This is a genomic window from Mycobacterium sp. (assembly GCF_046091765.1).
Taxonomy (GTDB): Bacteria; Actinomycetota; Actinomycetes; order Mycobacteriales; family Mycobacteriaceae; genus Mycobacterium.
Window position 1 is genome coordinate 16,802 of record NZ_JBJTCF010000105.1, and the last position, 24,387, is coordinate 41,188.

The 24,387-nt window shown below is 70.2% G+C and carries 20 protein-coding genes and 1 pseudogene; 13 read left to right on the plus strand and 8 right to left on the minus strand.

The genetic code is table 11. From position 1 onward, the window contains the following. The first annotated feature begins 5 nt into the window (after positions 1-5). From ACKOB8_RS11370 to ACKOB8_RS11380, 3 genes are read left to right on the plus strand one after another with little or no spacing between them, the layout of a single operon-like run. Positions 6-1,172, plus strand: a complete 1,167-nt coding sequence (locus ACKOB8_RS11370; protein ID WP_526377320.1) for an MFS transporter — start codon at positions 6-8, stop codon at positions 1,170-1,172. A 49-nt stretch (positions 1,173-1,221) separates the two neighbouring features. Next, positions 1,222-2,223 carry a L,D-transpeptidase gene (locus ACKOB8_RS11375; protein WP_526377344.1) on the plus strand — a complete coding sequence of 334 codons (1,002 nt, stop codon included), beginning with the start codon at positions 1,222-1,224 and terminating at the stop codon, positions 2,221-2,223. A 27-nt stretch (positions 2,224-2,250) separates the two neighbouring features. Then, positions 2,251-2,622 carry a hypothetical protein gene (locus ACKOB8_RS11380; protein WP_526377321.1) on the plus strand — a complete coding sequence of 124 codons (372 nt, stop codon included), beginning with the start codon at positions 2,251-2,253 and terminating at the stop codon, positions 2,620-2,622. Between the two features lie 3 nt (positions 2,623-2,625). Here the strand turns inward: ACKOB8_RS11380 and ACKOB8_RS11385 are convergent, their stop codons facing one another. Continuing rightward, on the minus strand, positions 2,626-4,632 hold the full coding sequence (locus ACKOB8_RS11385) for a M13 family metallopeptidase (RefSeq protein ID WP_526377322.1): 2,007 nt from the start codon (positions 4,630-4,632) through the stop codon (positions 2,626-2,628). A gap of 36 nt (positions 4,633-4,668) precedes the next feature. Here ACKOB8_RS11385 and ACKOB8_RS11390 point away from each other — a divergent pair, with 36 nt between their 5' ends. Together ACKOB8_RS11390 and ACKOB8_RS11395 are read left to right on the plus strand one after the other, a co-directional pair. Further along, positions 4,669-5,262, plus strand: a complete 594-nt coding sequence (locus ACKOB8_RS11390) for a hypothetical protein (protein ID WP_526377323.1) — start codon at positions 4,669-4,671, stop codon at positions 5,260-5,262. After that, the gene (locus ACKOB8_RS11395; protein ID WP_526377324.1) at positions 5,259-5,948 is read left to right on the plus strand and encodes a hypothetical protein; all 690 of its coding nucleotides are present in this window, start codon (positions 5,259-5,261) and stop codon (positions 5,946-5,948) included. Before ACKOB8_RS11390 ends, ACKOB8_RS11395 begins: the two co-directional genes overlap by 4 nt. Before the next feature lie 20 nt (positions 5,949-5,968). On the opposite strand, the gene ACKOB8_RS11400 is transcribed toward ACKOB8_RS11395, so the two are convergent. Next, a complete protein-coding gene (locus tag ACKOB8_RS11400; protein WP_526377325.1) occupies positions 5,969-6,439 on the minus strand; it encodes an XRE family transcriptional regulator in 471 nt (156 codons plus the stop codon). Continuing rightward, complete coding sequence (locus ACKOB8_RS11405; RefSeq protein WP_526377326.1) at positions 6,436-9,348, minus strand: MMPL family transporter; 2,913 nt, start codon at positions 9,346-9,348, stop codon at positions 6,436-6,438. The genes ACKOB8_RS11400 and ACKOB8_RS11405 overlap by 4 nt, the downstream gene beginning before the upstream one ends. A 119-nt stretch (positions 9,349-9,467) precedes the next feature. Between ACKOB8_RS11405 and ACKOB8_RS11410 the strand changes: the two genes are divergently transcribed. After that, a complete protein-coding gene (locus tag ACKOB8_RS11410) occupies positions 9,468-9,839 on the plus strand; it encodes a hemophore-related protein (protein WP_526377327.1) in 372 nt (123 codons plus the stop codon). Here the strand turns inward: ACKOB8_RS11410 and ACKOB8_RS11415 are convergent. Together ACKOB8_RS11415 and ACKOB8_RS11420 are read right to left on the minus strand one after the other, a co-directional pair. Further along, entirely contained in the window at positions 9,836-10,213 is a 378-nt protein-coding gene (locus ACKOB8_RS11415) for a DUF3054 family protein (RefSeq protein WP_526377328.1), read from the minus strand. The genes ACKOB8_RS11410 and ACKOB8_RS11415 overlap by 4 nt on opposite strands. Continuing rightward, positions 10,197-11,321: a lysylphosphatidylglycerol synthase transmembrane domain-containing protein gene (locus tag ACKOB8_RS11420; protein ID WP_526377329.1), complete on the minus strand. Its 1,125-nt coding sequence runs from the start codon at positions 11,319-11,321 to the stop codon at positions 10,197-10,199. The genes ACKOB8_RS11415 and ACKOB8_RS11420 overlap by 17 nt, the downstream gene beginning before the upstream one ends. Positions 11,322-11,377: 56 nt before the next feature. Here ACKOB8_RS11420 and ACKOB8_RS11425 point away from each other — a divergent pair, with 56 nt between their 5' ends. Continuing rightward, the gene (locus ACKOB8_RS11425) at positions 11,378-12,523 is read left to right on the plus strand and encodes an AI-2E family transporter (protein WP_526377330.1); all 1,146 of its coding nucleotides are present in this window, start codon (positions 11,378-11,380) and stop codon (positions 12,521-12,523) included. Here the strand turns inward: ACKOB8_RS11425 and mmpL3 are convergent. The 3 genes and pseudogenes from mmpL3 to trmB all read right to left on the minus strand — a co-directional run bounded on the left by mmpL3 (position 12,483) and on the right by trmB (position 16,524). Then, positions 12,483-15,058 (minus strand): annotated as a pseudogene (mmpL3, locus tag ACKOB8_RS11430) (trehalose monomycolate exporter MmpL3). The gene ACKOB8_RS11425 and the pseudogene mmpL3 overlap by 41 nt on opposite strands. 28 nt (positions 15,059-15,086) lie before the next feature. Then, the gene (locus ACKOB8_RS11435; protein ID WP_526377331.1) at positions 15,087-15,773 is read right to left on the minus strand and encodes an NYN domain-containing protein; all 687 of its coding nucleotides are present in this window, start codon (positions 15,771-15,773) and stop codon (positions 15,087-15,089) included. A 7-nt stretch (positions 15,774-15,780) separates the two neighbouring features. Then, the gene (gene trmB, locus ACKOB8_RS11440; protein ID WP_526377332.1) at positions 15,781-16,524 is read right to left on the minus strand and encodes a tRNA (guanosine(46)-N7)-methyltransferase TrmB; all 744 of its coding nucleotides are present in this window, start codon (positions 16,522-16,524) and stop codon (positions 15,781-15,783) included. Between the two features lie 148 nt (positions 16,525-16,672). Here trmB and ACKOB8_RS11445 point away from each other — a divergent pair, with 148 nt between their 5' ends. Genes ACKOB8_RS11445 through ACKOB8_RS11470 form a run of 6 tightly spaced genes read left to right on the plus strand, consistent with a single transcriptional unit; the run spans position 16,673 to position 24,386 of the window. Then, on the plus strand, positions 16,673-17,482 hold the full coding sequence (locus ACKOB8_RS11445) for a hypothetical protein (protein WP_526377333.1): 810 nt from the start codon (positions 16,673-16,675) through the stop codon (positions 17,480-17,482). Beyond that, positions 17,457-18,518: a hypothetical protein gene (locus ACKOB8_RS11450; RefSeq protein ID WP_526377334.1), complete on the plus strand. Its 1,062-nt coding sequence runs from the start codon at positions 17,457-17,459 to the stop codon at positions 18,516-18,518. The genes ACKOB8_RS11445 and ACKOB8_RS11450 overlap by 26 nt, the downstream gene beginning before the upstream one ends. A 46-nt stretch (positions 18,519-18,564) precedes the next feature. After that, positions 18,565-20,391, plus strand: a complete 1,827-nt coding sequence (locus ACKOB8_RS11455; protein WP_526377335.1) for a phosphoenolpyruvate carboxykinase (GTP) — start codon at positions 18,565-18,567, stop codon at positions 20,389-20,391. Beyond that, positions 20,381-21,301, plus strand: a complete 921-nt coding sequence (locus ACKOB8_RS11460) for a DUF4436 domain-containing protein (RefSeq protein ID WP_526377336.1) — start codon at positions 20,381-20,383, stop codon at positions 21,299-21,301. The genes ACKOB8_RS11455 and ACKOB8_RS11460 overlap by 11 nt, the downstream gene beginning before the upstream one ends. A 2-nt stretch (positions 21,302-21,303) precedes the next feature. Then, the gene (gene fadD4 / locus ACKOB8_RS11465; RefSeq protein WP_526377337.1) at positions 21,304-22,830 is read left to right on the plus strand and encodes a fatty-acid--CoA ligase FadD4; all 1,527 of its coding nucleotides are present in this window, start codon (positions 21,304-21,306) and stop codon (positions 22,828-22,830) included. A gap of 29 nt (positions 22,831-22,859) precedes the next feature. Next, a complete protein-coding gene (locus tag ACKOB8_RS11470; protein ID WP_526377338.1) occupies positions 22,860-24,386 on the plus strand; it encodes a carboxylesterase/lipase family protein in 1,527 nt (508 codons plus the stop codon). Position 24,387: the final 1 nt, after the last annotated feature.

Here is a 24,387-nt window from a genome sequence, read left to right on the forward strand (position 1 = left end):
GGGTCGTGCTCGCGCTGGTCGTGCTGGCCGCCGCGGCGTTCGTCTATGTCACCGCCGAGATCATGCCGGTGGGTGCGCTGCCGTCCATCGCCGCCGACCTCGGGGTCAGCGAGGCCGTGGTCGGCACCCTGCTGGGTGGCTACGCGCTGGTGGCCGCGGTGGCCACGGTGCCACTGGTGCGCTGGACCGCGACCTGGCCGCGGCGGCGGGTCTTCCTGATCACCCTGACCGTTCTGGTGCTCTCGCAGGTGCTCTCGGCGCTGGCGCCGTCGTTCGCGGTGCTGGCGCTGGGCCGGGTGCTGTGCGCGCTCACCCACGGGCTGATGTGGTCGGTGATCGCCCCGATCGGAGCCCGCCTGGTCCCGGCCAGCCACGTCACCCGGGCGACCACGTCGGTCTACGTCGGGACGGGGCTGGCGCTGGTGGTGGGCAGTCCGCTGACCGCGGCGATGAGCCAGGTCTGGGGCTGGCGGCTGGCGGTCGCGGCGATCGGCGCCGCCGCCGCAGCGGTCCTGGTGGCCGCCCGGTGTGTGCTGCCGCCGATGCCGATGTCCGACCCGGTGGCCGCCGGGTCGCGGCGCGCGCGACACCACCGCAACCGGCTGCTGGTGGGGATGACGGCGCTGACCCTGGTCGGGGTGACCGGGCACTTCATCTCCTACACCTTCATCGTCGTCATCATCCGCGACGTCGTCGGTGTCGGCGGGTCCACGCTGGCCTGGCTGCTCGCGGGCTACGGCGTCGCCGGGCTGGCCGCGATGGGCCTGCTGGCCCGGCCGGGGGACCGCCGTCCCCGCGCGACCGTGCTCGGCTGCCTGGCCGGCTTGTCCGCGGTGTTCGCGGTGCTGGCCGCCCTCGCGCTCAGCGGTGCTGCGGGCACCGCGACGGTGCTGACCGGAGTCGTCGCCATCCTCGCCTGGGGTGCGACGGCCACCGCGATGCCGCCGATGCTGCAGTCCGCGGCGATGCGCCACTCCCCGGATGACCCCGACGGCGCCTCGGGGCTCTATGTGGCGGCCTTCCAGGTCGGCATCATGGCCGGGTCGCTGACCGGCGGGCTGCTCGTCAACCTCGCCGGCGTGGCGGCACTGCTGGTGGCGTCGTCGCTGTTGGTCGCGATTGCCCTGGTGGGCGCAGCCTCCGGCCGGGAGCTGCTGACCAGCGCAAAGTAACGCCGCCCGGCCTCCCGTCCGACGGGCTGTGTCAGACTGGTCGCACTCGATGTTTCTGGAGGGGTTCGTGGTGAAGCGCGTGAAAAGCGCCCTCGCGGCTGTTCTGTGCGTGGCCGGAATGAGCGGTTCAGTCCTGGTCAGCGGCCCGGCTGCGGCCGACCCGGACGTTCCGCCGCCGCCGCCGCCGGTGCCCGTCGAGGCGCCGCCGGTCGAGTTGCCTCCGCCGCCCCCGCCGCTTCCGGGCGACCTGTTGCCTCCGCCTCCTCCGCCGCCGGCCACTCCGGCGACCAACACCGGTCCGGTCAAGGGCCAGAATCCGGAGCCGTACACCGGCGAGCCGATGTTCGCTCCGCCGAGTTTCAATCCGGTCAACGGGGCGCTGGTGGGTGTGGCCAAGCCGATCATCATCAATTTCCAGCGGCCCATCGCCAACCGGGCCATGGCCGAGCAGGCCATCCACATCTCGTCGAATCCGCCGGTTCCCGGCGCCTTCTACTGGACGACCGACACTCAGGTGCGCTGGCGGCCTTACAAGTTCTGGCCGGCCGGGACGGTCGTCACGATCGACGCCAGCGGTGCGCGGTCGGGCTTCCGGGTGGGCGACTCACTGGTCGCCACCGTCGATGACGCGACGCACCAGATGACGGTCACCCGAAACGGCAAGGTGGAGAAGACCTTCCCGGTGTCGATGGGTCTGGACGGCAAGTACGACACCAAGAACGGCACCTACTACGTCCTGGAGAAGTTCCCCGACATCGTCATGGACTCCTCGACCTACGGCGTTCCGGTGAACTCGCCGGACGGGTACAAGATCAAGGTGCAGTGGGCCGTGCGCATCGACAACAGCGGCGGGTTCGTGCACAGCGCGCCGTGGTCGGTGGCCGATCAGGGCAAGCGCAACGTCAGCCACGGCTGCATCAACCTCAGCCCGGCCAACGCCAAGTGGTTCTTCGACAACTTCGGCAGCGGCGACCCGATCGTGGTCAAGAACTCCGTGGGCCTCTACACCAAGCCCGACGGCGCCGACGATTGGCAGTGGCAGCTGTACTGACCCCCCAGCGTGCGGGAGGCGAGTGTCGTGAAGCGGCCGGTCACCGCCTTTGTGCTGGCGGTTGCGAGCCTGATCCTTTCCCCGGTCTTGGTCTTCATCGAGATCACTGCCCTGCTCTTCGCCGCGATGGTCATCTACGAGCCGACCAACCCGCCGGCGGCCAAGGTCCTCTCGGTGGCGTTTGTCGTCGTGGTCGGGCTTTTCGCGTCGGCCGTGCCAGTCATTGCCATCATCACCGCCACCAAGGCGCGCGCAGCATCGAGGCAGACGGCGCCGCAGGGTTCAGGCCTGGCTACGGCCGCGGTGGTGATCGCCGGGATCGCCGGTGCCGCCGCTGTGGTGTCCCAGGCTTATGTGGTCCTGCTGGCCACCGGCGCCTGCAGCCTTGACGGGTGCTAGCGGCTAGTTCCAGATCCGAACCCGCTGCGCGCGGTCGAGATAGAGGGTGTCCTCGGTGTCGACGCTGAACGCGTCGTAGAAGTCGTCGATGTTGCGCACCACTCCGTTGCAACGGAACTCCGGGGGTGAGTGCGGGTCGACCGACAGTCTCCGGATCGCCTCGGCGGCGCGGGTTTTCGCGCGCCAGACCTGTGCCCAGCCGAAGAACACCCGCTGCACACCGGTCAGCCCGTCGATCACCGGCGCCTCCCGCCCACCCAGCGAGAGTCGGTAGGCCAGCAGGGCGATGGACAGGCCGCCCAGATCCCCGATGTTCTCTCCGATGGTGAACGCACCGTGCACGTGCGGCGGTTCGGGCTGATCGGCGAGATCACGCGGGACGAAGGAGTCGTACTGATCGATGAGCTTGGCAGTGCGGGCGGAGAACTCGGTGCGGTCGGCCTCGGTCCACCAGTCGATCAGGTGACCGTCGCCGTCGTACTTGGAGCCCTGGTCATCGAAGCCGTGTCCGATCTCGTGACCGATGACCGCGCCGATCCCGCCGTAGTTGGCGGCGTCGTCGGCCTCGGCGTCGAAGAACGGGGGCTGCAGGATCCCTGCCGGGAACACGATCTCGTTCATGCCCGGGTTGTAGTAGGCGTTCACGGTCTGTGGCGTCATGAACCATTCGTCGCGATCAACCGGGCCGCCGAGTTTTGCCGTCTCCCGGTCGAACCTCGCCTCGGCCCCGCGAATCACGTTGCCGTACAGGTCGTCTCGGTGGATCACCATCCCGGAGTAGTCACGCCACTTCTTTGGATAGCCGATCTTGGCGGTGAACTTCTCCAGCTTCGCCAGCGCCCGCTTCCGGGTCTGCGGGGTCATCCATTCCAGCTCGGTGATGCTCTCCCGATAGGCCGCGAGCAGGTTCGCGACCAGGGTGTCCATCCGCGCCTTGGCGTCCGGCGGGAAGTGACGCTCCACGTAAAGGCGGCCCACCGCATCACCGACCAGGCTCTCGACCAGCGACACCCCGCGCTTCCAGCGCTCGCGGAGTTCCTCGGTGCCCGAGAGTGTGCGGCCGTAGAAGTCGAAGTCCTCCTCGACCACCTCGGCGGTCAGCGCGCCGGCGCGCGCATGCACCAGCCGCCACCGGGCCCAGTCCTTCCAGTCGGCGACTTCGGCGCCCGACCACAACTCGGCGAACGCGGTGAGGTAGTCGGGCTGGCGCACCACGACCTCGGCCATCACCTCGGGTGAGCCGCCCAGCGCCTCGATCCAGCGACCCCAGAGGAATCCCGGTGCCTCGGCGTCCAGATCGGCGAAGGCGCGCAGGTTGTAGGTCAGGTCGGCATCCCGTCGGCGCACCACGTCCCAGTGCGCGGCGGCCAGCGCCGACTCCAGCGCCACGATCCGTCCCGCGCGTTCGGTGTACTGCTCGGGAAATCCGCCGAACACCAGCGCGAACATCTTCGCGATGTGGCGGGGGTAGGCGCCCAGGATCGAGGCGTGCTTCTCGTCGCGGTAGTAGGACTCGTCGGGCAGGCCCAGCCCCGCCTGATGGAAATGCACCAGATACCGCGAGGAGTCCTTGGAGTCGGTGTCGATGTAGAACCCGACGCCGCCGCCGACGCCGGTGCGCGCAAGCCGCCCGAGCACCACCGCCAGCGCGGCCGGATCCGCCGCGTCGTCGATGAGCGCGATCTCCGCCAGCAGCGGGTGAACACCGCGTGCCTCGACCGCGCTCTCGTCGAGGAAGCTCGCGTAGAGGTCGCCGATGCGCTGCTCGTCGGTGCCGGGCGGAAAGCCGGCCCGCCCGGCCTCCTGGATCAGTTCGCGCACCTGCTCCTCGGCCCGGTCGTGCAGCGTGCGGAAGGCGCCGTCGACGGCCCGGTCGGCGGGAATCACGTGCTGGGCCAGCCAGCGCCCGTTGACGTGGCCGAAGAGGTCATCTTGGGGGCGGACCGCGGGATCGACGTGCGAGAGGTCGATTCCGGAGCGCGTCCCGCTGCGCTGAGCGTCTACCGTCACGCAACCATGCTTACCATGCGCGGTACCCTCGCGACCGTGGCCGAGGTAGAGGGGACCGACGTCGCACCGCGTCGTTCGGGCGTGTGGACCGGCTACGGCATCGGCTCCGCGGTCCTGGGCCTGGTCGCGGTGGCGGCGGTCGCGCTGATCGCGGTGATGGGGGTGGACCACCGCGCCGCCGCGGCTGAACGCAGCCACCAGAGCGAGGTGATCCAGGCCGCCGCCGCGTGGACCAGCGTGCTGATCAACATGAACGCCGACAACGTCGAAGCGGCGATGGTGACGCTGCGCGACCAGACGGTCGGCGACCTCAACTCCGGCTTCGAGGGGTCGATCGCCCCCTACCGCGACGTCGTCAAGACGTTGCGTTCCCGCACCGAGGGTCAGATCGAATCGGTCTCCCTCGAGGCGGTGCACAACAAACTGCCGCCACTGCCCGGCCAGCGCCCTGTCGCGCCGTCCGAGCTGCAGCCGGGACTGGTCGAGCGCACCGACACCGTGCTCGTCGTCGCGACCTCGGTCAGCGAGAACGCCGGCGCCCAACCGACCACGGTGCGCTGGAACCTGCGCCTGGGCGTCTCGCAGGTCGACGGCCGGCTGATGATCTCCCGGCTGGAGTCGCTGCGGTGAGGAACTTCGTCAGGCTGCTCGTCTTCGACCTGCTCGTTCCACTGGCCACCATCGCCGCACTGCTGATGATCGGCGTGATGCTGCACTGGCCGCTGTGGTGGGTGTCGATCTGCTCGATGCTCTGCCTACTGGTCGTGCAGGGTGTCATCGCCAATATCGTTCTCTTCCGGCGGGATTCGGTCACCATCGGGACCGATGACGACGCTCCGCTGCTGCGCATGCTGACCGTCGGCGTCGCGACGGTGGCGCTGGCCGTCGCGACGTTCGTGGGCTACAACCGCTGGACGCTGCCGGACCGCGCGTTCGCCCGCGACTCCGGGGAGGTCGTGCGCATCGCCACCGTGGTGTCCGAGGCCACCGCGACCTTCAACCCCGAGGAGCCGAACGCGGGGCTCGATCGCGCACTGGCGTTGATGTCGGCCCCTCGCGCCGAGGCGTTCAGTTCGCAGTTCGCCGGCGTCAGTGCGGACATGGCCAAGCGCAAGGTCACCGCCACCGCGCAGACGATCTCCGCCGGCCTGGAGGCTCTGGGGCCTTCGGCGGCCAGCGTGGCCGTCCTGATGCGCGGAACCCAGAGCGTGCCGGGCCAACAGCCCGCCACCGCGGTGCTCGCGGTGCGGGTGGCGCTGACCAACGAGGACGGCAGCTGGAAGGTGACCGATGTGACCCCGGTCAACTCGCGCTGAGGGACCGCTACTCGTCGCCGCTACTCGTCGATGTCGGCCGCGCTCTGCTGCGCGCGAATCTTGGCGAACCGGTCCGAGAGCCGACGCATCCGGATCATCAGCGACGCCGGGGGACTGACCGACGAGTCGAGGTAGCTCGCAAGATCGGCGGGGGCCACCCCGATCCGGGACGCGAACTCCGTCTCTCCCAGCCCGGACCGCTCGAGCAGCAGCCGCACGTGCCGGGCGGCCTCGGCACGCTCGTTGGCCTCCAGGTGGTTGCGGGCGCGCGCCAGAACCTCGTTGAGCGCCTTGGATATTCCGTAGGGGGTGGCGTCGGCCAGGACCTCCTCGACCTGACGTGCGGTGCGTCCGTACGGGTCGCGCTTGATGGCCAGCACGATCCGCTGCCAGACGGTGATGTCCCCGGTCTCCAGTGCGGAGCGGATCGAGGACGTGGGCCAGAACTCGACCGAACGGTCGTCGGTGGGCCGCTCGAAGTGGCGGGTCATCCGCCCTCCTCCAGGATCGCCACCGCGAGTGCCAGGCAGCCGGAGCGAACACCCTGCCAGCGGGCCTCGGCGTCCTCGCCCGACCATCGGTCGTCGTCCGGCGCGGCGCTCGGCGTCGGGTCGGACAGCAGGCGCACCAGCTGGGTGGCGATCATCCGCCGGTCGGGGCGCCCGGAGGTGTAGTAGCCGTCGATCTCGGCGAGCACCACCGCGGCGTTCTCGATGCCCATCACGTCGACGAGTTCGGCCAGTTCCGCGTAGTCGGTGCGGCTGTTGCGGCACAGCACCAGATAACTCTTCATCCGCAGGGTTTCCGCGCCGGTGGGAATCTGCAGACGGTCGCCGGTGGGCAGCTGGACATTGGTGGTCTCGACCGGGCTCAGCCGCTCCACCGCCGCGTCGGTCTCCAGCGCATCGATGGCCACCGCGAGCCGGCCTCGCCACATCGTCACCGGGTGCACGACCCGCGTCGCGGCGCGACGCCGGTCGACGGCGTGACTGAGCGAGGCGAGTAGGCGCGCGGGCGCCGGCCCGGGCTGATCCGACGCACCGTCGCTGCCCAGACTCTGTGCGGTCAGGGTGCCGCAGCCCCGAAGTGCCAGCGGGTCGGCGACACACACCGCATCCGGTGCGATCTCCTTGAGCCGGGCGGCGTCCTTGACCACCATCCGCAGATCGGCACTGGGCGGAACAAGCGCGGAGATGTCGTCGGGGATCACCACGACATCGCCGAGATCCATTTTGGGCAGCGGCTTTTCGAAGTCGACCGACGGCAGTATCCGCGCCAGCCAGCCCGGCAGCCACCAGTTCCACCGGTCGAACATCGCCATCAGGGCGGGCACCAGCACCAGACGCACGACCGTGGCGTCGACGGCGATCGCCACCGCACACGCCACGCCGAGCTGAGCGACCAGTGGCATACCGGCGAACGCGAAGCCGGTGAACACCGCGATCATGATCAGCGCCGCGCTGGTGATGGTGCGCGCGCTGGTGGCCACGCCATAGGCGACCGCATCCCGGGTGTCACCGGACTGCAGGTAACGCTCCCTGATCCTGGCCAGCAGGAAGATCTCGTAGTCCATCGACAATCCGAAGGTCATCGCGAGCACCAGCGGCGGGATGGTGCTGTCAATGGAGGCGATCGGTTCAAATCCTAAGTTGCGCAACCAACCCCACTGGAACACCACGACCAGGCTGCCGTAGGCCGCGGCGACGGACAGCACGGTCATCATCACACCCTTGAGCGCGAGGACCACCGAGCGGACCGAGATCAGCAGCATCACGAAGGCGATCAGCGAGACGAAACCGAACACCAGGAACTTGGTCTGCGAGACCCGGTCGTCGAAATCCTTGATCAGCGCGGTGGGGCCGCCGACGTCGATGCGGACCCCGGAAGTCTCCTGCAGACCGGGCAGGGTGGTGCGCAGCCAGCCGACGGTGTCCCGGGCGCGCATGTCCTCGGGGTCCACGGCCAGTACCGCCGAGAGCAGCGCGCCGCGGTTGTCCGCGGAGAAGGCGGGCGGGGAGACCGACACGATGTTCACCGCCTGCCCGGTGATCCGGCTGACCGCCTCGATCGCGGAGGCGTTGGCCGGGTCGTTCGCGCCGCCCTCGGGGAACGTCAGCAGGATCCGGACCGGCCCCAGTGCGCCCGGCCCGAGAGCCTCGCCGGCCGCGGCCACGCCGCCGCGGATCTCGTGCGAGGACGGGAACTGCCGCTGCATGCTGTTGCCCAGCATCATCGAGAAGGTGGGCGCGGCGAGCAGCAGCAGGAACGCCGCAGCCGCCAGCGCCGAGGCCCACGGGCGGCGCATCACGGTCCCGACCCAGCGGGTCCAGAACCGCGACAGCGTCGACTCCGACCGTCGCGACCACTGCAGTAGCGCCGATCGTCGGGCCACGGCCCGGCCGAAGGTCTTCAGCACCGCCGGGGTCAGGGTGATCGAGGTCAGCACCGAGAACGCGACCGCCACGATCGCGCCGGTCGCCATCGATCGCAGCACCGGAGTGTTGATGAGATAGATGCCGGTGAGCGAGGCGACCACGGTCAGGCCGGACAGCACCACCGCCAGCCCCGAGGTCGCCATCGCGGCGTCCGCGGCCTGATCGGGATCGCGACCGGAACGCAACTCCTCGCGGAAACGCATCAGGATGAACAGTGAGTAGTCGATCGCCAGGGCGATACCGAACATCGACACCGTCGAGGTGACGAACACCGACATGGTCGTCACGGTCGACAGCGCGTAGATGACGCCCATGGTCACCGCCACCGTGCAGATCGCCAGCGCCAACGGCACCGCGGCCGCGGCCAGCGAGCCGAAGACCGCGAGCAGAACCACCAGCACGATCGGCAGATTCCAGCGTTCGGCCGCGGCGATGTCGCTCCTGGTGCTGGCCTGGGCGGCTGCGCCGAGCGCTCCCTGACCGATGACGTAGAGCTTGACCCGGCCGTTGTCGATCGCGCCGGGCTGGTCGCCCTCGACGCCGATCTTCGCCCGCAGCTGCCGGGCCACATCGACCGCGCCGGTGTTGTCGAACCCCAGCCGAAGGGCCAGCACGTAGGGCCGGTCTGGTGCCGGCGCGGGCTGGGTGGGGTTGGGCACCACGGAGAGGTTGGGAACCTGCGCGGCGGCTTGCTCGAGGGTGATCACCGCCTCGGCCATGTCGGCGTAGGAGGCATCGGCGCGGGGCGCGGCGACCAGCGCGAGCGGGGAGGACCCCTGCTCGGGGAAGTGCGCCTCGATCTGGCGCTGGACGTACAGCGACTGTGAGCCCGCGACGTCGAATCCGCCGCCGGTCAGGTTCTTGGATCCGGCGAGGGACAGGTACACCGCCGGCAGCAGCGCGAGCAGCCAGAAGGTGAACACCAGCCAGCGGTGTCTTCGCAGGGTGCCGCTCAGGCGCATCATGAACTGCTGGATGGTGACTCCCCGAATCTGCCTGATTGCGTGGCTGCGAGCCTACCGCAGCGGGGATGCCCCGTAAGATGAGAGACCGCCCTGCGGCGCTGACCTGAAGGAGTGGATCAATGACGTTCAAGACCCCGGTTGGGCGCCGTGCCGCGCGCTTGGCGGTCGGCGCGGCCGCGCTCGCTGCCGCTCTGGCCGCCACCGCCCCGATGGCCTCCGCGCTGCCCCCGAACTGCACCGCCGCCGACATGGCCGGCATCGCCTCGGGCGTCTCGGCGGCCACGTCGGCCTACCTGTTCACCCATCCGGACGTGAACGATTTCTTCACCGGTCTTGAGGGTCAACCGCGCGACGTCGTCCGGACCGAGGTGCAGAAGTACCTCGACGCCAACCCGGTCGTGCGGGATCAGCTCACGGCCATTCGACAGCCGCTGGTGGACGTGGCGAACCGCTGCGGCGGGGATGACGACATCGCTGACGATATGCCTTAGCGGACCCGACCCCGCAGCGCGGTCAGGGTCAGCCGCCAGCCGATCAGCAGCAGGCCGGTGACCAGTGTGGCCACGATCACGAAACTGAGCGGGGTGCCCTCACCGCTCGCCCGGCGCATCAGCATGCCGACGCCGACCGTGCAGACCCAGATCGTCACACCCGTCGGTCTCACGGCGTTTGGCCGCCGCCAGCCGCGGCACAGCAGCCAGCCGACGACAACGCCGAGCAGAAACGGCCACGCCGTCTCGATGACGCCGCCGAGGGTCAGCGCCTCGTCGTGATTGCGCCGCCCGAGTGCGGCGAACCCGATCACGCAACCCAGATCGATCAACAGCGCGGCGAGCACCCGTGGCCGATCAACCGTCGTCGACACGGCGCTCGCTGTCCTCGGGGGTGCGGTCGAGGTCGGCCAACTCGCGGGCCGCGAGTTCGTCGATCCCGACCTGCGGGTGAAGCGCACCCTCGGTGCGGAACATGAAGAAGAACACCACCCAGCCGATCGCCGAGATGAAGATCCAGCTGACCAGCCGGTAGATCAGCATCGCCGAGATCGCGTCCGGCAGGGCCATCCCGCTGGACACCAGTCCGGGCACCAGGACCGCCTCCACAACCAGCAGCCCGCCCGGCATCAGCGGGATCGAACCCACCGCGCGGGCGGCGGCGTAGGCCACCGCCAGACCGGCCAGCGACGGGTGCCCGCCGGCGGCGTAGGCGGCGAACGCCAGGCAGGCCACGTCGGTGACCCAGTTGAACAGCGACCAGCCGAAGGCTTCCCCGAGTTGGCGCCGGCTCAGGTTCACCGACTCCAGCTGGGCGAGCGTCTCGCGCCACTTGCGCAGGCCGGTGTCGGTGGGCTTGCCGCGTGCGGAGTTGACCCACGACAGCACCTTCGCGCCGATGCCGTCGATCAGCTCCGGTCGGGTCGCCACCGCCTGCGCCAGCAGCAGCAGCGCCACGAAACCCCCGAGGGAGAACAGCAGCGAGAACGGATTGTTCTTGGCGCCCAACAGGAATGCACCGCCCAGACCGAGCAGCGCCAGCCCGGCCACCTGCAGGGCGCCGGCCATCACCAGCTGCCAGGACGCCACCAGCGGCGAGGCCCCCCAGGAGCGCTGCTGGCGGTAGAGGAAGGTCGCCGAGATCACCGGTCCGCCCGGCAGTGTCGTGCTCAGCGCGTTGCCCGCGTAGAACACCGCCTCCGAGCGCCATTGCTTGACCACGACTCCGGCCGAGCGCAACAGGGTGCGCTGCACCTGGGCGAAGCTGTGCATGGACAGCAGCGCGGCCGCGATCGCCGCCAGCACCCACCACAGGTTCGCCGACACCAGGCTCGCCCACGCCGTGGCCAGCTGGTCCCACACCAGCGTGATCTCCACCGCCAGGACGACCACCGCGACGCCGATCACCGCCCAGCGGACCCACCAGTACTTTCCCGGGGAGGCCGGCGGCTGAGCCACGTTGTTCAGGGTAGTCGTGGCCACCCCCGACGAGCGCGTTCGCCGCGGTAGACCGGTGGTGTCCGGTTAGGCTGAGCCGCATGTCGGCCGGTGGCGCCCGCGACGACGACGCGGTGGACCCCTTCGTCCGCAAGATGGCCGCGTGGGCGTGGCGACTGCTGGTCATCATGGCCGCCCTGGTGGGGTTGTTGCTGCTGCTATGGCACCTGCGGGTGATCGTGGTGCCGGTGGCGCTGGCGGTCATCCTGACCGCGCTGCTGCTGCCCGCCGTCGACTGGCTCGACCGGCATCGGCTGCCACGCGGCGGCGCGGTCGCCGTGATCCTGCTCGGCAGCCTGACCGTGTTCGGTGCGCTGATCACTTTCGTTGTCAGTCAATTCATTTCGGGGCTGCCCAGCCTGGTCGAACAGGTCACCCGAAGCATCGATAACGCGACCAACTGGCTGATCGAGGGTCCGGCTCATCTGAGCCGCGAACAGATCGACCGGGCGGGGGACACCGCCATCAAGGCGCTGCGCGACAACCAGGAGAGGCTGACCAGCGGGGCGCTGTCCACCGCGGCCACCCTGACCGAGATCGTCACCGGCGCGCTGCTGATGCTGTTCACGCTGATCTTCCTGCTCTACGGCGGCCGCACCATCTACGCCTACCTCACCCAGATCGTGCCCTCGCACACGCGCGAGCGGGTGCGTGACGCGGGACGGGCCGGCTTCCGCTCGCTGATCGGGTTCGTCCGGGCGACCTTCCTGGTGGCACTCGTCGACGCGATCGGCATCGGGGCGGGCCTGGCGATCATGGGCGTGCCACTGGCGCTGCCGCTGGCATCGCTGGTGTTCCTCGGCGCGTTCGTCCCGGTGATCGGTGCGGTGATCAGCGGGCTCTTGGCGGTCGTGGTGGCGCTGCTGGCCAAGGGCTTCGTCGCCGCGCTGATCGTGCTGGGGGTGGTCGTCGCGGTCCAGCAACTGGAGTCCCACGTGCTGCAGCCGCTGGTGATGGGCCGGGCGGTGTCGATCCACCCGCTGGCGATCGTGCTCGCCATCGCGACCGGTGCGGTACTGGCCGGCATCATCGGGGCGCTGCTGGCGGTGCCCGCGCTGGCGTTCCTCAACAGCGCGATCCGGGTGCTGGTCGCCGCCGACCCGGCCGCGGAGGCCGCCGAGCTGGCGACCGGAGAGCAGGCGGCGGTTAGAGCCGACCCTCGCGGCGCAGCAGATCCTGCGCACTGACCGCCTGGCCGGGCTTGCCGCGGGCGTTGAGTTGCTCGGTGGCCGTCTCGGTGTCCTCCGACGCGGCGGGGGTGTGCCGGCGCGCAGTTCGCCCAGCCAGGACTGGATGTTGCGGTCGTCGCTCTGCGCACCCCGGGCGGCGGCGAACTTGGTGGTTGGCTCGTCCCCCGGCGGCGGTCCCCCGGCGGGCACCGGAACCGGACGCCGGGCGCCGGCAGGCGGGACCGGGCCGGCGGGGGCCATCGCCGGTTCGGCCACGCCGGGAAGCTTGCGCTCGTCGGGAAGATGGGTCTCGCCCAGGCCGAGCCGGACCTGCAGTCGCTTCATCCAGCGCGGCGCCCACCAGCAGTCGTCGCCGAGCAACTTCATGATCGCCGGCACCAGGAACATCCGCACGATGGTCGCGTCCAGCAGCAGCGCGATCAGCAGCCCGAACGCCAGATACTTCATCATCACCAGATCCGAGAACACGAACGCCCCGGCGACGACGGCCAGCACCAGGGCGGCCGCGGTGATCAACCGTCCGGTGGCGGCGGTGCCGATCCGGATCGCCTCGGCGGTGGACATACCGCGCTCGCGGGCTTCCACCATCCGCGACACCAGGAACACCTCGTAGTCGGTGGAAAGCCCGTAGATGACCGCGATGATGAGCCCGATCATCGGCGCCATCAGCGGCTGCGGGGTGTAGTTCATCAACCCTGCACCGTGACCGTCGACGAACATCCAGGTGAGCACGCCCATGGTCGAACCCAGCGTGAGCGCGCTCATCAGCGCGGCCTTGATCGGCAGCACCAGTGAGCCGAATGCCAGGAACATCAGAACCGTCGTCGTGGTGATCAACAGCAGCACCATCAGCGGCAGCTTCGTGAACAGGCTGTGGATGCTGTCCTGCTCCAGCGCCGGGGTGCCGCCGACGTAGATCGACAGCCCCAGCGGCGGGGTGATCGAGCGCAGTTCGCCGATCTTCTTCGCGGCGTCGTTGCGGTTGACCAACCCGTTCTGGATCACCCGGACCGACGGGTCCTTGGAGGCACCGTCGAGGTAGGGCCGCTCCTTCCACAGGGCGTCGGGATTGTTGTCCGGGTCGGTGAACCCGTTGATGGCCATCGCCTTGCTGCGGATCTCGGCGACCTGCTGATCGGTCACCGGTTGACCGCTGTCGTTCGTGATCACCAGTGTCAGCGGTTCGGTCCGGAAGCCCGGGAAGATGCGGTCGAATTCCTCCTGCGCGACGCGCACCGAGTTGGTCGGCGGCAGGTACTTCTCGCTGATGCCGCCGAGTGAGAGCTTCCCGAGCGGAATGATCAGCAGGATCATGATCACCACGATGGGGGCGGCGAAGAGCACCGGCCGCTTCATCACGCGGTTGACGAGCTTGCCCCAGAAACCGCTCTCGACTTCCTCGCGGGTCTTGGTCTTCTGGGTCTTGTCGGCGACCCACTCGATGATCCTGCGCGAGAACGACCAGTTGCGCAGGAACGGCACCCGCAGCAGGGTGCGCACGCCGAGCGCGTCGACGTTGGGGCCGAGGATCCCCAGGATCGCCGCCAGCACGGTGATCGACAGCACCGCCGAGAGCATGACCGAGGCGATGATGGCGTAGGTGATCGACTTGAGGAAGCCCTGCGGGAAGAGCAGCAGCGGAAGCGACGAGGCCACGATGATGACCGCCGAGAAGACCACCGTTCGCCCGGCGGTCATCATGGTGCGGCGCACCGCAGTCTCGGTGTCGTACCCCTCGGCGATTTCCTCCCGGAACCTGCTGACGATGAACAACCCGTAGTCGACGGCGATGCCCAGGCCGATCAGGGTGACCACCGGCTGGGCGAAGAAGTGCACCGGGGCGACCTCGGCCACCAGTCGCATGATGCCCAGCGCGCCGAGGATGGACAACCCGCCGATGATGGCCGGCAGGCTCGCCGCCACCACGCCACCGAAGACGAAGAACAGCAGAACCGCGACCAGTGGGATGGCCGCCACCTCGGCGCGTCGCTGGTCCTCGCCGATCGTCCCGGTCAGCTCGCTGGCCAGCGGTTGCAGGCCGGCCAGTTTCACGTCGACGCCGTCGATGAAGAAGCTGTCGGCGACCTTCTTGTAGTTGTTGAGGATGGTGTCGTCGTTGTCGCCCTTGAGTTGGATCGACATGAACGCGTGCTTCTTCTCGGCGTCGGCCATGTTGCTGAGCAGTTCGGGACTCTTGAAGTAGCCGATCGAACGCAGGATCTCGTCGGGGTGGTCCTTTTCCACCTGAGCCAGGTTGTCGAGGATCTTCTTGTCGAACTCGGGGTCGTCGACGGTCTTGCCGTCGGGGGCGGTGTAGATCGCCACGATGTGCCCGGAGGTGTCGCGGCCGTAGGCGCCGTCGGCTAGCAGCGACGCCTTGACCGACTGGCTGCCCTCGTCGTAGAAGCCGCTCTGGGTGACGTGACTTCCCAGGCTCATGCCGAAGATGCCGCCCGCGATGCACAGCGCGACCATGATCGCGATCACGATGTACCGGTGCCGGTACACGGTTCGACCCCACCAGGCGAACAAGCGGACTCCTAACTAGACCGTCAGTGGCTCACAGTCGCGAGGTCAACAAGGATGACAGCGGCCGGAACGGCTGCAGCCACGCACCCTGCGCGGGCAGCGAATCCAGGCCGATTCGCGGCAGAGGCTCGCGGAAAACACCGGGAATATCCTCCAAATCGACGAATTCCAAGGTATCCGACGCTAACGCCCAGCTGGCGTGTTCGCGAAATCCCAGCACACACACCCTGGTGCCGGTGCCGGCGATGGCCTCCAGCGGCAGCCGGAACGCCTGGCCGTCCGCCGAGGCCACCAGCAGCAGGGCCAGGCCCTCGTCGTGGCGCCGGGCGATGTGGTCGAGCATGTCGGCATCGACGTCGCTGTCCTCGTGGATCTTGGGTTTGGCGAAGACCGCGAAGCCGACATTGCGCAGCGCCTCCACCCAGGGCCGCACGATGTCACCGTTGCCGGCGGCGATGTTGGTGAACACGGTGGCCTCGGGTTCCAGCGACACCTCCGCCAGCCCGGCGGCGAGTTCGGCGGTACGCCCGAGCAACCAGCGGCCCAGGGCGTCGAAGCGCGGCCGGTGCGCGGCCGTCGGGCGCCCGCCCAGAATCGCCCCCAGGCCCATGTCCAGGTTCGGTGCGTCCCACACCAGCAGGACCCGCTTGGGAGCCGGGGCCGGGGGAGCCTCCGGCGGCTGCGGGGTCGCGTCGATTTTCTCGTCGATAACAGTCATCGTTTTCTCACCCGTCGGATCGGATCCACAGAAGTTCGGTCACCGCGCTGCCGGCGTCGCGCGCCTTGGTTTCGTACTTGGTGGCCGGCCGGTCGACGGAGATCGGCAGCTCCTCGCCGGCCCGCACCCGGCGCAGCCGCGGTTCGCCGTCGCCGGCCTCGGCGATCTGCGCCGCGTAGTCGGGATGGTCGGTCGCCGCGTGCAGCACCCCGCCGGGGCGCAGCCGGTCGGCGATCAGCGCGACGGTGTCGGGTTGCAGCAGCCGGCGCTTGTGGTGGCGGGCCTTCGGCCACGGGTCGGGGAAGAAGATGCGCACCCCGGTCAGCGCCGCGCTGCCCAGCATGTGCTCCAGCACGTCCACCCCGTCGCCGCGGATCAGGCGCAGGTTGGAGACTCCGGCCCGGTCGGCCGCGCACAGCAGCTGCGCCAGCCCGCGCCGGTAGACCTCGACGGCGATCACGTCGATGTCCGGTTCGGCCTGCGCCATCGCCAGTGTCGAGATGCCGGTCCCGCAGCCGATCTCGCAGACCAGCGGGGCCCGCCGGCCGAACCACGCCGCGGTGTCCAGCCGTCCGGCCGGACGGGTGTCCGGCCGGCGCGCCTCGGTGCCGATCAGCGGCCAGAGGCGGTCCCAGGTCTGCTGCTGGGACGGGGTCAGCGCTGAGCGCCGCGACCGGAAACCGGTCACCCGCCGGAGCCGCTGCGCCGGTGCTGGGGGCGTGCTCGAGCCACCCTGGCGCTGCGCGTGCATTGATACATGGTGGCGCACAGACCGCGGTCTGCCGCCACCGCGGGACGGATTGATACCCAACAGTTGCCTTCCCGGAAAGGCCCCCGAAAGGCCCGCTAAACACCCAGGTGACTCGCGCCGGCCGACACCGGCTGCCATCATCGCGCCGGTGCGGGTCGCGGTGTCCGGGCGTGCGGGTGCGGGTCTCGACACGGTGTGCCGGGCGCTGCGCGGCATCGGGGTGGAGGTCGGGCAGGCCGGACGGCCCGACCTCCAGGTCCGGGTCTTCGTGGAGACCCTCACCCGCGAGGACCGGGCCGCCCTGTCTGCGGCCGGCGGGGCGGTGATGGCCGTGATGACCAAGGCCGACCTGTGCGGGTTCGGTGGTTCCGGTCCGCTCGCCGCCGCCGCCGCCCACTGCCGGCAGTTGGAGCGCCGCACCGGCGTGCCGACCCGGCCGCTGGCCGCCCTGCTGGCGGTCGCCGGGTCGGACCCCGAGGGCCTGGACGAGGAGATGTTCACCGCGCTGCGGGCACTGGCCGACGGCGCGGTGCGCCCGCCCGCCGGGGTCGGCAGCCGGTTGCGCGCGGAGCTCGACCTGTTCGGAGTCGCCGTCGCCCTGGCGGCGGTGCGCCGCGGCGCCGACCGCGCCGGGCTCCGCGCCGAACTGCTCCGGGTCAGCGGGGTGCAGGCCGTGCGGACCGAGATCGAGCGCGCGGTCGCCGCGGCGGCGCAGTCCCCGGCCGCCGACGACGTGGTGCTGGCCCGGATGGATGCCGCCGCGGCCGCGCTGCGGGCCGCGGGCCTGCGCGTCGAGATCGGCCGGGATCGCGCCGATCTGCTTCGCGAGGCGGTGCACTGGCAGCGCGTCGCCGGTGCGCCCGGCCCGGCGCTGCACCGCGACTGCGCGCGCGACCTCGTCCGCGGGCTGCTGCGGCTGTGGACGCGGGCCGGTGGCCGACCCGAGCGGCTGCGGTGAGCCGGCGATGAATCCTGCTGGCGGGCAATGGATTCTGGTCACCGGGCCGCCGCTGGCGGGGGTCAGCGCGGTCGTCGGGGTGCTGCGCGCCCGGCTGCCCGGCCACCGCGTGATCGAGGGCCGTCGAGCAGGCCCGGGCGGGCCGGCCGACGCGGTGGTGTTCGTCATGTCGGCGGCGGCGCCGATGACCGGTTCGCATGCCGAGGTCCTCGACGCGGCGGCGCCAACCGGTGACGGGACCGGGATCGTCGCCGCCGTGTCGAAGATCGACGTCCACCGCGGCTGGCGGGCGGTGCTCGAGGCCAACCGGGCTGCGCTGATCCGCCGCGCGCCTCACTACGCCGACGCGATCTGGGTCGGCGTCGCGGCCCGGCCCGACGTCGGGCCGGAGCGGACCGACGCGTTGGTCCGGGCCGTGCGAGCCGTGACCGGGCCGCGACGGACACCGCCGACCCGGCTCCCCCAGCTGCGCCGCGCCCGCCTGGAACTGGCCGGGCAGATCCGGGCGCGGTGCGCCGCGCTGCGCGCCGAGTTGCAGAGCCGGGCCGCCGAACTGCCCGCCCGCCGCCGGGAGGAGTTCGTCGACCACGTGCGGCAGCGGGTGGCGGCGGTGCGCGCGGATCTGGACCGGGAAGCCGACCGGTGGCTCGGCTGCCCGGCCGGGGCCGGCCCACCCGAGGAGTACCCGCCGCCGCCCACCCGGCCCGAGCTGGAGAACCGCCTGACGACGCTGCTGGGCGGCGGCTTCGGGTTGGGCGTCGCGCTGACCGCGGGCCGGGTCGTGGCCGACCTGGCGCCGCGCTGGGCGCCGGCCGCCGTGCTGGCCTGCTCGGCCGCCGGCCTCGCCCTGGCCTGCTGGGTGGTGCGCACCCGGCGGCTGCTCGCCGAACGCGCCGCCCTGGACCGGTGGGTTGTCGAGGTGACCGCCGCCCTGCGTACGGCAACGCAGCAGGAGGTGGCGGGGCGGCTGCTGGCCGCCGAGACCACGGACACCGCAGACACCGCCGGTTTCCGGCGCCTGCGCGGCCCACGTTAACCTGAACACCTGAAGCATGTGTCAGAAGAGCAAGCGGGAGACACCGATGACGTCAGCGACAATCCCCGGTCTGGATTCGGCTCCGACCGCCCACGCGGAGCTGTTGGCCTGGGTGCGCGAAGTCGCCGAGCTCACCGGACCCGACCGGGTCGTGTTCGCCGACGGTTCGGAGCAGGAGTACCGGCGGCTGTGTGAGCGCCTCGTCGCGGCAGGCACGTTCATTCCGCTCAGCGACACCGAGGAGCCCAGCTCCTACCTGGCCCGCTCGACTCCCTCGGACGTCGCGCGGGTGGAGTCCCGCACGTTCATCTGCTCGCAGCGCGAAAGCGACGCCGGCCCGACCAACAACTGGATGGACCCCGCCGAGATGCGGGCCACCATGACCGACCTCTACCGCGGCTGCATGCGCGGCCGGACGATGTACGTGGTGCCGTTCTGCATGGGGCCGCTGAGCGCCGCCGAACCCAAGCTGGGCGTGGAGATCACCGACTCGGAGTACGTGGTGGTCTCGATGCGCACCATGACGCGGATGGGTACGGCGGCGCTGGCCAAGCTGGGCGAGGACGGGTTCTTCGTCAAGGCACTGCACTCGGTCGGCGCCCCGCTGGAGCCCGGCCAGCCCGACGTGTCGTGGCCGTGCAGCGACACCAAATACATCACCCACTTCCCGGAGACCCGGGAGATCTGGAGCTACGGGTCGGGCTACGGCGGCAACGCCCTGCTCGGCAAGAAGTGCTACTCGCTGCGGATCGCCTCGGCGATGGCCCGCGACGAGGGCTGGCTGGCCGAGCACATGCTGATCCTCAAACTGATCTCGCCGGAGAACAAGGCGTACTACATCGCGGCGGCATTCCCGTCGGCGTGCGGCAAGACCAACCTGGCGATGCTGCAGCCGACCGTACCGGGCTGGCGCGCCGAGACCCTGGGCGACGACATCGCCTGGATGCGGTTCGGCGAGGACGGTCGGCTCTATGCGGTCAACCCCGAGTACGGCTTCTTCGGCGTCGCACCGGGCACCAACTGGAAGTCCAACCCCAACGCGATGAAAACCGTCGCCGCCGGCAACACCGTCTTCACCAACGTCGCGCTGACCGACGACGGCGGGGTCTGGTGGGAGGGCCTGGAGGGCGACCCGCAGCACCTCGTGGACTGGAAGGGCAACGACTGGTCGCCTGACTCCGGAGAGCCTGCGGCACATCCGAATTCGCGCTACTGCACCCCGATGTCGCAGTGCCCGACGCTGGCGCCGGAGTGGGACGACCCGCAGGGGGTGCCGCTGACCGCGATCCTCTTCGGGGGTCGCCGCAAGACCACCGTCCCGCTGGTGACCCAGGCCCGCGACTGGCTGCACGGGGTGTTCATCGGGGCAACCCTGGGCAGCGAGCAGACCGCCGCCGCCGAGGGGACCGTCGGCGCGATCCGCCGCGACCCGATGGCGATGCTGCCCTTCCTCGGCTACAACGTCGGCGACTACTTCCAGCACTGGATCGACCTGGGCAAGAACTCCGACGAGTCCAAGCTGCCGAAGATCTTCTTCGTGAACTGGTTCCGCCGCGGCGACGACGGCCGCTTCCTGTGGCCGGGCTTCGGCGAGAACAGCCGGGTGCTCAAGTGGATCGTGGAGCGGGTGGAGGGCCGGGCCACCGGCACGGACACCCCGATCGGGATCGTCCCCGACGTGGCCGACCTGGACCTCGGCGGGCTGACGGTGGACGGCGCAGACGTCGCCGAGGCACTGCGGGTCGACCCGTCGGAGTGGCGCGCCGAGCTGCCGCTGATCGAGCAGTGGTTCGAGTTCGTCGGCGACAGGCTGCCGACCGGTGTCCGCGACGAGTTCGACGCGCTCAAGCAGCGCCTTGCTGATGCCGACTGACCCAGACACGTTGACCGGCCCCGCTCCGGCGGCGCCGCCCGCACCGAAGCCCCGGCGGCCGGCCCGGCGCTGGGCCGGCGTGGGCACCGGCATTGTGATCGCCGCCGTCTACCTGCTGTCGCTGATCGGCTACTTCTGGCTGGACAGCAAGGCCCAGGTGCTCGAGCCCAGGGATCTGCGGAACGCCACCGAAACGATCGTCCTGCTCGAGGTCACCGGAATCCGCCCGACCGACAACGCGGTCGATGCGCGGGTGCTGGTGATCCCCGAGCAGAGCCTGATGGATCCGCAGTTCGGGGTGCTCAACACCGACATGACGGTGCGCCTCTACCCGTCCACCGACTTCGGCGAACTCAACTACCCGCAGGGCCGCACACCGGCGCGGGAGGACACCACGCTGTTCGCCTTCGGCGACGCCGACCGCTGGCCGTTCGACTCCTTCGCCACCGGCACGATCAGCGCCGAGGTGTTCGTCGGATCCGGCGACACGCGCCGCTTCGTGCCGGCCCGGGTGGAAGTCGCCGGTTCGCTCAACGGATGGGACATCCGCAGCGACCGGCTCGGACCGCCGACCAGCCCGGGGCAGGCCGACCAGAACGCGACGATCACCTTCGACCGCTCGCGCGGCCCACTGCTGCTGATCGCCGGCTTCTGCCTGGTGCTGGTGGCGCTCCCGGCGCTGGCGCTGTTCGTGGCGATCGAAACCCTGCGCGGCAAGAAGGTCTTCCAGCCCGCGTTCGGGACCTGGTTCGCGGCGATGCTGTTCGCGGTGGTGCCGATCCGCAGCGTGCTGCCGGGCAGTCCGCCCGCGGGCTCCTGGATCGACGAGGCGATCATCGTCTGGGTGCTCATCGCGCTGACAGCGGCGATGGTCACCTTCATGGTCGCCTGGTATCGGCGCGGCGACTGACCATGCAGATTCGCGAACACGCCGAGGCGACCCCGGACAAACCCGCCGTCGTGCTTTCCCCGTCCGGCACGGTCGTCACCTTCGCCGCCCTGGAGTCCCGCGCCAACCAGTTGGCCCACCTGCTGCGCGCAGCCGGCCTGCGCGAGGGCGACGTGGTGGCCATCCTGATGGAGAACAACGAACACTTCCACGCCGCGATGTGGGCGGCGCGGCGCTCCGGGCTGTACTACGTGCCCATCAACACCCACCTCACCGCCGCGGAGGCGGCCTACATCATCGACAACAGCGCCGCCAAGGCGGTGATCGCCTCGGCGGCCCTGCGCCCGCTGTGCGAGCGTCTCGGCGACCATCTGCCTCAGGGCCTGCCCGATGTGCTCCTGATGGCCGACGACGATCTGGACGGATGGCGCAGGTACCCGGAATGCGCTGCCGACCAACCGGTTACGCCGATCGACGACGAGATCGAGGGTGACCTGCTGCAGTACTCCTCGGGCACCACCGGGCGGCCCAAGGGCATCAAGCGCGAGCTCAGCCACGAGTCGCCCGCCACGGCACCGGGCGTGCTGACCAATCTGGTGTCGGTGTGGGCCGATCCGGAAGCGGTCTACCTCAGCCCCGCTCCGCTCTACCACACCGCGCCGTCGGTCTGGTCGATGACGATGCAGGCCGCCGGCATCCCGGTGGTGGTGATGGAGAAGTTCGACGCGGCCGGGGCACTGGCGGCGATCGAAGAGCACGGCGTCACCCATGGCCAGTTCGTGCCAGCGATGTTCACCCGGATGCTTCGGCTTCCGCCGGAGATCCGCGATGGCTACGACGTCTCCAGCCTGCGGCGGGTGATCCACGCGGCCGCGCCCTGTCCGGTGGAGATCAAGAGCCAGATGATCGACTGGTGGGGTCCGATCGTCGACGAGTACTACGCCTCCTCCGAGGCGGTCGGCTTCACGTTGATCACCGCCGCGGAGTGGCTGGAGCGCCCCGGATCGGTCGGCCGGGTGATCTCGGGCGCGCTGCACATCGTCGGCGAGGACGGTGCTGAACTTCCGTCCGGCGAACCCGGCGAGGTCTACTTCGAGGGCGGCCGGGCCTTCGAGTACCTCAACGACCCGGAGAAGACCGCGGCCTCACGCCACCGGGAGGGCTGGGTCACCGTCGGCGACGTCGGCCACCTCGACGAGGAGGGCTACCTCTTCCTGACCGACCGGCGCCACCACATGATCATCTCCGGCGGGGTCAACATCTATCCGCAGGAGGCGGAGAACGCACTGGTCGCCCATCCCCGGGTGCTCGACGCGGCGGTGTTCGGCATCCCCGACGCCGAGATGGGGCAGTCGGTGACGGGCGTGGTCCAACTGGTCGACCACGGCGAGGCCAGCGAGCATTTCGCCGAGGAGCTGCTGGACTGGCTGCGCGAACGGCTGGCGCACTTCAAATGCCCGCGGAAGATCCACTTCACCGAACAGCTACCCCGCACCGACACCGGCAAGCTCTACAAGCAGGGCCTCATCGAGCACTACACACCCCGGTAATCTGGGAGATTCACGGAAGGGATCGACAGGTGAAAACCGATACGCCCGTGGTCGACACGACCCACGGCCCGGTGCGGGGTGTCGACGACGGACAGACGGCCAGCTGGAAGGGCATCCCGTACGCGGCGGCCCCGGTCGGCGAACTGCGCTTCCGCGCCCCCCAGCCGCCCCCGCGCTGGACCGAGGTATTCGAGGCGAGGCGCTACGGCAACGTGTGCCCGCAGCCACCCATCCCGAACTTCCCGCTGGACCTCGGCGGCCCGCAGGACGAGGACTGTCTGCGGCTCAACGTCTGGGCGCCCTCGGGCACCCGGGCCGGCGACGCCAAGCCGGTGCTGGTCTGGCTGCACGGCGGCGCCTACGTGCTCGGGTCCGGCAGCCAGGCGCTCTACCACGGACGACGGCTGTCGAGCACCGGCGACGTCGTCGTGGTCACGCTCAACTACCGGCTGGGCGTCTTCGGGTTCCTGACCCCCACCGGCCCGGGCGGCCAGTTCGACACCAACGTCGGCCTGCGGGACGTGCTCGCCGCGCTGCGCTGGGTCGCCGCGAACATCGCCGCGTTCGGCGGTGACCCCGACCGGGTGACGCTGTTCGGCGAGTCCGCCGGCGCGGGAATCGTCACCACCCTGCTGGCCGTCCCGCAGGCCGCCGGGCTGTTCGCCAACGCGATCGCGCAGAGCTCACCGGCGACCTCCGTCTACGACCCCGACCGCGCCGAGCGCGTCACCCATGAGGTGCTCGACCACCTCGGCATTGACCACGCCGACGCGAAACGGTTGCGCGAGGTGGACGTCCCTGCGCTGATCTCGGCGACCAAGAAGGTGTTCGACGAGGTGCCGGTGCGCAATCCCGGAACCCTGGCCTTCGTGCCGATCGTCGACGGCGACCTGCTGCCGGACTATCCGGTGTGCGCGGCCCGCGACGGCCGCACGCACCCGGTCCCGCTGATCATCGGAACCAACCGCAACGAGGCCGCGCTGTTCCGCCTGATGCGCTCCCCGCTGATGCCGATCACCCCGCGCGCGATCACCTCGATGTTCACCGAGATCGCCGCCGAGCAGCCTGACCTGCAGTTGCCCACCGAGCAGCAACTCGGGGCGAGCTACCCGGGGCGCGCCCGCGGCCTGAACATCGCCAGCGACGTGGGATTCCGGATGCCCACGGTGTGGCTGGCCGAGGGGCACAGCAGGGTCGCTCCGGTCTACCTGTACCGCTTCGACTTCTCCACCCCGATCATGAAGCTGCTGCTGGTGCGCGCCGCTCACGCCACCGAATTGCCCTATGTCTGGGGCACTTTGGGCGCACCCCGCGACGTCACGCTCAAACTGGGCGGGGCGAAGGCGGCCAAGGGGGTGTCCCGCCGGATCCGGACCCGCTGGGTCAACTTCGCCGCCAACTCCAAGCCGAACGGCCCGCCCGGCGAGCCGGAGTGGACGCCGTATCAGGAAGCGGACCGGGCGTGTCTGGTCATCGACCGCGCCGATCGCATCGTCTACGACGCCGACGCCGAGATCCGCGCGGTCTGGGGCGGCGACGTCGTGCACTTCGGGTGAG